At 37.2% G+C, this 7,790-nt stretch carries 6 protein-coding genes; 1 reads left to right on the forward strand and 5 read right to left on the reverse strand.

The window, feature by feature from the left end:
- Positions 1–191: 191 nt before the first annotated feature.
- From ACFSCZ_RS16245 to ACFSCZ_RS16265, 5 genes are all read right to left on the reverse strand, one after another.
- Positions 192–734 (reverse strand): FAD synthetase, encoded by a 543-nt coding sequence (locus ACFSCZ_RS16245; RefSeq protein WP_380775365.1) that lies wholly within the window; start codon positions 732–734, stop codon positions 192–194.
- A gap of 871 nt (positions 735–1,605) precedes the next feature.
- Positions 1,606–2,112 (reverse strand): flavin reductase family protein, encoded by a 507-nt coding sequence (locus ACFSCZ_RS16250; protein ID WP_380775368.1) that lies wholly within the window; start codon positions 2,110–2,112, stop codon positions 1,606–1,608.
- Positions 2,113–2,228: 116 nt separating this feature from the next.
- A complete protein-coding gene (locus tag ACFSCZ_RS16255; protein WP_380775371.1) occupies positions 2,229–3,734 on the reverse strand; it encodes a 4-hydroxyphenylacetate 3-hydroxylase N-terminal domain-containing protein in 1,506 nt (501 codons plus the stop codon).
- 3 nt (positions 3,735–3,737) lie between these two features.
- Complete coding sequence (locus ACFSCZ_RS16260; RefSeq protein WP_380775373.1) at positions 3,738–4,688, reverse strand: polysaccharide deacetylase family protein; 951 nt, start codon at positions 4,686–4,688, stop codon at positions 3,738–3,740.
- A gap of 52 nt (positions 4,689–4,740) precedes the next feature.
- On the reverse strand, positions 4,741–5,160 hold the full coding sequence (locus ACFSCZ_RS16265; protein WP_380775376.1) for a RidA family protein: 420 nt from the start codon (positions 5,158–5,160) through the stop codon (positions 4,741–4,743).
- A 1,714-nt stretch (positions 5,161–6,874) separates the two neighbouring features.
- On the opposite strand from ACFSCZ_RS16265, the gene ACFSCZ_RS16270 reads away from it, so the two are divergent.
- Complete coding sequence (locus ACFSCZ_RS16270; protein WP_380775378.1) at positions 6,875–7,453, forward strand: TetR/AcrR family transcriptional regulator; 579 nt, start codon at positions 6,875–6,877, stop codon at positions 7,451–7,453.
- The last annotated feature ends 337 nt before the right edge of the window (positions 7,454–7,790 follow it).

Here is a 7,790-nt window from a genome sequence, read left to right on the forward strand (position 1 = left end):
TGTTGGTCCAACGAGGAGTCTAAAGTTATTTTGAGAAGTTGGCAAGTGGCCTTTTTATTTACATAGATTCGAATTACCTACATAAATTAACTGCCAAACCTTACATTTTTAGAATGCCATAAACACTGACTTGTACTTTCATAGTTTTCCTGCTTGATTTATACAAAACTTAAATAATTACATATAAGATATTAACTCTCATCTAGAGTATTCCAATTCAAAAGTGATTGTGCTTCCGTATAAGCGTTATGAGAAATCAACTCTCGAATTCGACTGGAAGAAACCACTCTCCCTTGCGAACAACAAACTGAAGGAAAAACCTTCACTTGAAAATAACGCCTTAAATCATCCAAACCACCTTCTCGTTTATAACCAAATCGAAAATCGCCCCCTACTATAATTTCTGATGGATTTAATGATGATAATTCCTTAATATACTCAATTGCTCTTTGTTGAGTGTATGAAAAATCAAATGGAGCAACAACTACATGATCTACTTGTAGTGTAGCTAATCTCTCTAGTTTTTCTTCAATTGAGGTCAACATTCTTGCTCCTTGAAAGTAGACACGAGGAGGTGGATCAAAAGTATAAACTAAACTTGGAACACCCATTTCCTTACTGCGATTTACTACTCTCTCAATCAATCGTTGGTGTCCCAAATGGATGCCGTCAAATGCACCTATGGCTATGACTGAGGCTGGTAATGTTAATGTGTTCGGTTGATGAACCTGCATATAAGCCACCTTCTTTTAATTTGTTTATACACTTTTTTACATTATAGATTTCGCCAACATTTTTTTGGGATTTTGTACGGTGGGCAACTTAACCTACAGCAATTGATTGTTTCATAAGTTTTGGTGTGTAAATCAACCGTTTTTAGCAATTACACAACCCGATTAAAGGCAGCCTGATAAAAAGTTGTTATATAGATGTCTTTTTATAACACCGTTTGGCCTTAACATATAATTTTATTTAGATTTTGAGATACCGCTGCGTCAGTGAGACTGCAGTTCAATACGTTGCTATTTTTTATCTGAAAACTTTTTCATCAATAGCTTTCCCATCCCCTTATTGGCAAATTTAAGTACGAACGACTAGTTTCATCTGCAAGCGCTAGCGCTTTCTATATGAAAAGCTCAAAATTACTGTGAATCAGTTTTTTTGTTCCATCATTCCCCTTCCTCTACACGCGAAGCGTTAGGTAACAGGAAAACAGATTCTAATGTGCAGAGGAAGAAAAATACTGTTCACAGGTATTCCAATATTTACCGAGACAGTCCCTTGGAATATCCAATAGTCAGAACACACAAATTATTTAAATAATTAAAAGAATTATCATACCAAGCTTCTCCGTCCAACCCTCAAAAAGGGCTAGGATTGCCTGACGTTCATCTTTTTAGTTCCCTGCCCATCCTTTGTTAATATTGGTCTGGTTCATATCCAAACTCCACATATGATGGAAGGTGTTTGGGAAATTACCAGGGACAATTTCATCAAAAATAAAATGTTTTATCGATAGTGTCGAAGATGGAGCTGACTTTTTCAGCATCTTTCTGTACGATGTATCACCGGAATTAATTCAATCTATATAATTACCCCAGATGTCTACACAAGTAATTCTTTCTTTTCCAACTTATTTGTAAAAGTTCCGAATTGGCGATAAAAATGTAATAAGGGTTGACTAAAATCTCCAATTGTAACATCCTCGACCAATCCAATAAAAATTGTATGATCTCCAGCTATAACAGTGTTATCTACTTTACAATGGATATGGGCCATTGCGTCTTTAACCATATATGTTTCTTTACCGGAGTCTACTTCAACGAAATCTTCAAAGAATTTTGGTGCCCCTGGTTTAGCTCCTGCTTTCGCTATTTCACTTTGATCATTACTTAAAATGCTCACACCAAATTTTTGCATGTCTTTAATTGCCTTGGTACCTGAATTTTTAGTAAATAAGCTCACTAATATTAACGGCGGTTCCATTGATATAGAACAACACGCACTTACCGTCATTCCCCACGGACGTCCATCAATTTCCGTTGTTACCACAGTTACTCCAGTAGCTAAACGACCCATTGATTCTTTAAATAGCTCTGCTACTTCCTGCATGTTTTCGTCTCCCTTCTGAACTAGACTAACAACATACAGGGAAACGGGTTCTTTTGGAATAAAACCCGTTCCGCCTGTTGTTATTTAGCTCTATTTAAATCTTACTCATTTTTCCATCAGCCTTCGATTTTAGGTAAATTGAGAAAGTCGCGGATATGGTTAACGGATTCTGAACGGTCATAAATATTATAAAAGTCTTTTCTAACGACCGGAGCATTTGTTGCATTTAAGTTTTCAAACAATGCAACACGGCCAGCATGGCTGCTTGTTGTAAGATCCCATAGAAAATTAAAGAATCTATTCTTTTCACGCGCTGTTACACCGGTTCCTGGTAAGTATTCGTCAAGTTTTTTTCCAACATCAGGGTGATCCCATGTTTTCTTTGTAAAACGACTAATTAAACCTTGCCCACTTAAATCACGCAGTATATGCATTATTTCAGGATACCGCTCAATTGAATGTAGTCTACCAGCAGTTATAATTGATCTTGAAGGTACGAGTACCCCATTCTCTAATTCAGCCTCATTTTCTGCTGCCTCTATATGGGATTTTAATGCAATAGCATATGCAAAAACATCGGAGGCTTTGTCACGAACACCGGCAATAGAACCTGTACCAAGAACATCGATAATTGTTTGAACAACCCCAGCAAATATTTCCGCCCGGTAGGCTAGTCGACTTAAAATATGCCAATGAAACAGTCCGCCAGATTCATTGTAATAGTTAAGTAATTCTAAATTTCCTTTACTGAAAATTAATTCGTTTGGCAGGAAAACATTATCAAAAATCAGCATACCATCTACTTCTTCGCCGACCCTTGAATCTAAAGGATGGTCATCGAAACTATTATTGTCTAATCTCGTTACAGGCTCCCTTAATGCAATCGTTAACCCTTCTGAATTTATAGGTACAGCAGCCCATATTGCAGCATCTTCATCTAAGCCGGGAGATAGAACAGTAGAAATAGTTACAAAATGAGCTTGCGCGGCAATGGAGCCACAAGATTTAGCGCCTTGCAAAATCACTCCATCAGGACGTTCCTCCACTATTCTTAATTGCCCTTTTCTTTCTGTTCTGGGAATAGTACGATCCGTCTGAGGGTCAACAATAAGATCAGCGCTTATAATATTATGTTTTTGACTAAATTCAACAAATTTCCTTATATTATCTGCTCTTTGTGGATCTTCAGCTTCGATCTTGTCAATTACAGCCAAAAATCCTAGTGCCATATAGGGCCCATAATCGTTTGGTCGACCAAATACACCAAAAGATTCGTAGGTATTCGCTTTTAACATTTTGCGTTTTATTTGTAAATCTTCCAACGTTGTTGGTACCTTCCAACCCGTGTTGTATCTTTTCCCATCTTTATCTAGATAGGTGGAAAAATCTTTTGTTTCAGCGTTGAATTGTTGATCGTAAATCCTAGCTATTGTTTCTACTCCTCTTTTTAAGTGAGGATGTGTAACAGGGTCTTTTATCTCTTCCCCCTCTGAATCAATGATTCTCCTGCCATCTCTTAGACTCTCTTTATATTGATCACCTGTCATAAGATAGGGCTCAGAACCAGTCTTTAGTACCTCTTTCAATTTTGTTGCGTAATTGTATTCTGTCTTTACTGTCATATTTCAGATCCCCCTATTTGTAGTTAATTTTTGTTTTGTAATACTTCTTGCAAATTCGGATTTTGTTGTTTCTGGAATTCTTCCTTCATAGTATGGCAAGTTAACTTCACGCGGTTTGTAACTTCCATCATCAATACATTTTTTTACATGTAAAGCTATTTCCTCCATCGTTGCAAACCAAACGTCGCCTTTTTCTTGCATATATTCAATCATTTGTTCCACCTTTCGCAGCCTGGCAGGACGTCCCGTATTAAAGGGGTGCCAAACACTTACCCACAAACCTCCATATTCCCAGGCAGCATCAAAGTTAGCCAGAAACACCTCCATTGCTCTGTCGGGTGAAGCTATTTGCATTACATAATTAAAATCATCATTATGGACATATTGAGGATAATCATCCTGAGACCAATCAGTAGGCAATTCAATTAATCTCCCAGACTTGGAATTCAGTACATATGGCACGTCATCCTCCATTAAAGATGAATCATATAGAAACCCTTCTTGAGCTAAAAGATCAGCAGTGTTTTCTGAGAAAGCAAACCATGGAGCCCGATATCCAGTGGGATGTTTTCCCGTAAACTTTTTGATAACTTCCGCTCCACGCTGGAGCCAATACAACTCATCTTCTCTGGTTTGTTTGTATGGATGCTCATGCATATATCCATGATGAGCGATCTCATGTCCATCACGTAATATTTGTTCAACAGTCCATGGGTTTCGTTCGATAACCCATGCAGGGATAAAAAACGTCTGCTTGATTTCGTATTTTCTATACATCTCCAAAATACGTGGAATCCCAACTTCAGTACCATACCTCAACCATGAAGTTGTTGATACTAGTGAGCCTGCGTTATCCGGATAATCAAGGTGCACCAAACTATCAGAGTCTTCATCGAAGGTGATCGCAACTGCACATCTTTTTCCATTTGGCCATGTAATTGGATTTTTAATCATAATTGTACCTCCAATAAATTTTAGTTTCTGTGTATTTTTTTCTTTACTATAATTAATTTCTATCTACAACAGCTATTGCTTCAACTTCTATAAGACAACCATCTGTCATAAATCCGTCTACGCGAACAGCAGTCCCGCATGGACCAGGTTCAGGTAAAAATTCCATTCTTACCTTCGTCATCTTTTCCCAAAATTCTGTTACCTCTTCGCGGTCACCATCAAAGGTGTAAAAAGTATTAAGTTTAACTATGTCCTTTGTATCCGCGCCAACCTCTTTGAGAACCTTTCGGATATTTTTAAAAACTTCTCTTGTCTGAGTCTCAATATCACCTTTGCCGATGACTTCCCCTTTTTCGTTCATTGAGAGTTGGCCACCAACAAAAATTAAATTATCTACCATCCACCCTTGGGAAAAACTTACAGGCATGCTCCAATCCCAATGTCCATCCGGCATAATCCTTTCCTTCTTCATTGAAAATACACACCTCACTGTTTGTTGTTAAAGACCAACTTAATTCAAAAGATAAAGATAGATTCAACTGGTTATATCTTTATTAGGGTGTAAGAAATTAAAGACGATTTCACCCCTCCCTTCCAAAAAGGTAAGAATATATATTATTAACTGTCCCGTATGTTCGGTACAGTTAAAAACAAAAAAGAAACCACTTTCATAACTTCTTTATATTGAAAAATTATTATTATCTCTATTTTAATTGATCTATAAGCACCGTATGAGCGGTACAGTATATAATACCTGGATAATGCTTTCATTCATTGCTTTAACACAAATAATGCCATTGATCCTGCGTCATATGATTCATAGAATCTGGAAGTGCGGTAAAGTAATTAGGAAAGAGATAGGATCTTTGCTGTTTTTATAACCATAAGTGTTATTATTCGCCCCATTTCCATTAATCAGATAATACCGTACGTACGGTACAGTTGTCAACAAAAAATTTAAAATTTTTATTTATTATCAGAAAATATTTTACCCAGGGTTTGCTGAATAACCGAAAGTGTCTCAATTCATCTGAAGCCTCTGCCAACTTTTTGACCCACTCTAGCCAAAGATATTGACACTTATGACATATTAAAAAAAGCTATTGGTATCTAGAAGACTCCAATAGTGTTATATTTGTCTTATTTAAGGTGTTTACTGTCTAGTTTTTTACTATCAGGAGCCCAGCGAACATGCTGTTGGCGTGCTTCTACAATTACAAGCTCTTGCTTTCGTCTCTTTTAAAGGAGCTAATAGTCACTCATCTTTGATGGGAAATTTTTACTTTATTATACTTTTTTACCTTTCTGTTGTTCCTATCCCTCTGGCGATTGCTAATTCATCGCGGAGGTATTTTCACCCTATCCACACGCAACTACACCAAATTGTGTTGTACCTTTTATTAAAGTGACAGAGCACCACTTAAAGATACATCAAGGGTTTGCGGTATCAGAGGGTCTTCTATACCGCTTGTTTTTATAACTTAATTCAAGAATGAGATCATTTTTTCCGAGAGATTGATTCGTACACTGTTAAACAAAGTGTTGGTTATCGGAAGCATCAGAAAAAAAGATATTGTTCATCTCCTATTCTATCGATCCAATTGACATTAGAGCAAAACACAGACGGTCTGCATATCCGACCACCATTTGTCTTGGTCATGCTGACAAAAATGTTAATAAATTTAGGATCCAACTGAGGCATATGATGATCGAAAACGTATTCAAGGGCTGGCCGGTGCTTATTATAACACCTTGGATATGGAAGGAAGATGCGGTTTTGAGTCTATGGTAAACACTGAATTTGCGGGTTTTTCAAGGTAGCCATATGTGACTTACTCCCTTTCAAACAATTTTATGCAGGATCCTTCGATTCTAGGACTGTACACAATGGTATTGATCTCTTTGTTCATATAATGGTGCCCCATAGGAAAAAAGGATCCTAGAATCATCGAGCAGTGCAGCTATTTTTTCCAAGATGGTTTGACCTATCTTTTTTAAAGCTGCTACTTTATACAGGAACAACCTGATAATAGAATTACATCTTTACACCTTCATACCATGCGTTATAGCTTATTAAATATCAAGATGGAATCCAGTTAAAATATGTTGACCTTTCTAACGTATATCTGTAAAATTTCGGTAAATACGAATTATTTGATACATCTAAAGAGCGGAGGAAAAATTTTATGGAAACAGTCAAACCACACAATACACGTGAAAAAATTTTAATAGAAGCATTGAAACTTGTACAAAGAGAAGGATTTACACGCCTTACAATTGAGAGGGTAGCAAAAGAAGCAGATTTAAGTAAAGGAGGATTATTATATCACTTTCCTTCAAAAGAAAAGTTGGAAGAAGGAATGATTGAATATGTGATGGAGAAGTCAAATATGAATCTTGAAAAAAAGCTTTCCGTAGAGGAGGATACTCCTGGTCGATGGCTTCGGGGGTACGCCAAAGCTATGTTTGAAGAGGCCGGTCTACAGGAATTAACGAGCCCCGGTTTACTTGCAACAATGATTTCAAATCCAGCTTTCGTTGATTCCTGGCGTAAAGAATACAAAAAGTGGCATGAGAATGTCAGAACCGATAGTCAAGATGTACTTCTTGGTACTATCATTTTTTTGGCAATTGATGGGCTATGGTATGCTGACCTGCTTGATCTAAACCCCCCCAAAGGAGAGTTCCGACAACAACTCTTTGAAGCATTGCTGAAATTGATTAAACTTGACTCGACGAAAAATTTTCTAGATCTTATTGAATGATCGAAGTATGTTTGGGGAACGAATGTTTACTAAGACAAGAATCTAAAGTCCGGTAGTTATAGGATTGTCATCTTGAGTTTCGGACCTATGGCCAAACGCACGCTAACTGAAACATATATAGTTCAGAAACCTGGCTTAGCATACGAGGAGATGTATGCGAACCTCCTGCGGAAGGACCGTCTGCATGCATTAGACAACCCTGCAGTTCCCGTCTGTTTATGGCATTCTAAAAATGTAAGGTTTGGCAGTTAATTTATGTAGGTAATTCGAATCTATGTAAATAAAAAGGCCACTTGCCAACTTCTCAAAATAACTTTAGACTCCTCGTTGGACCAAC

It is taken from the genome of Siminovitchia sediminis (assembly GCF_042680885.1).
GTDB classification, from domain to species: Bacteria; Bacillota; Bacilli; order Bacillales; family Bacillaceae_C; genus Siminovitchia; species Siminovitchia sediminis.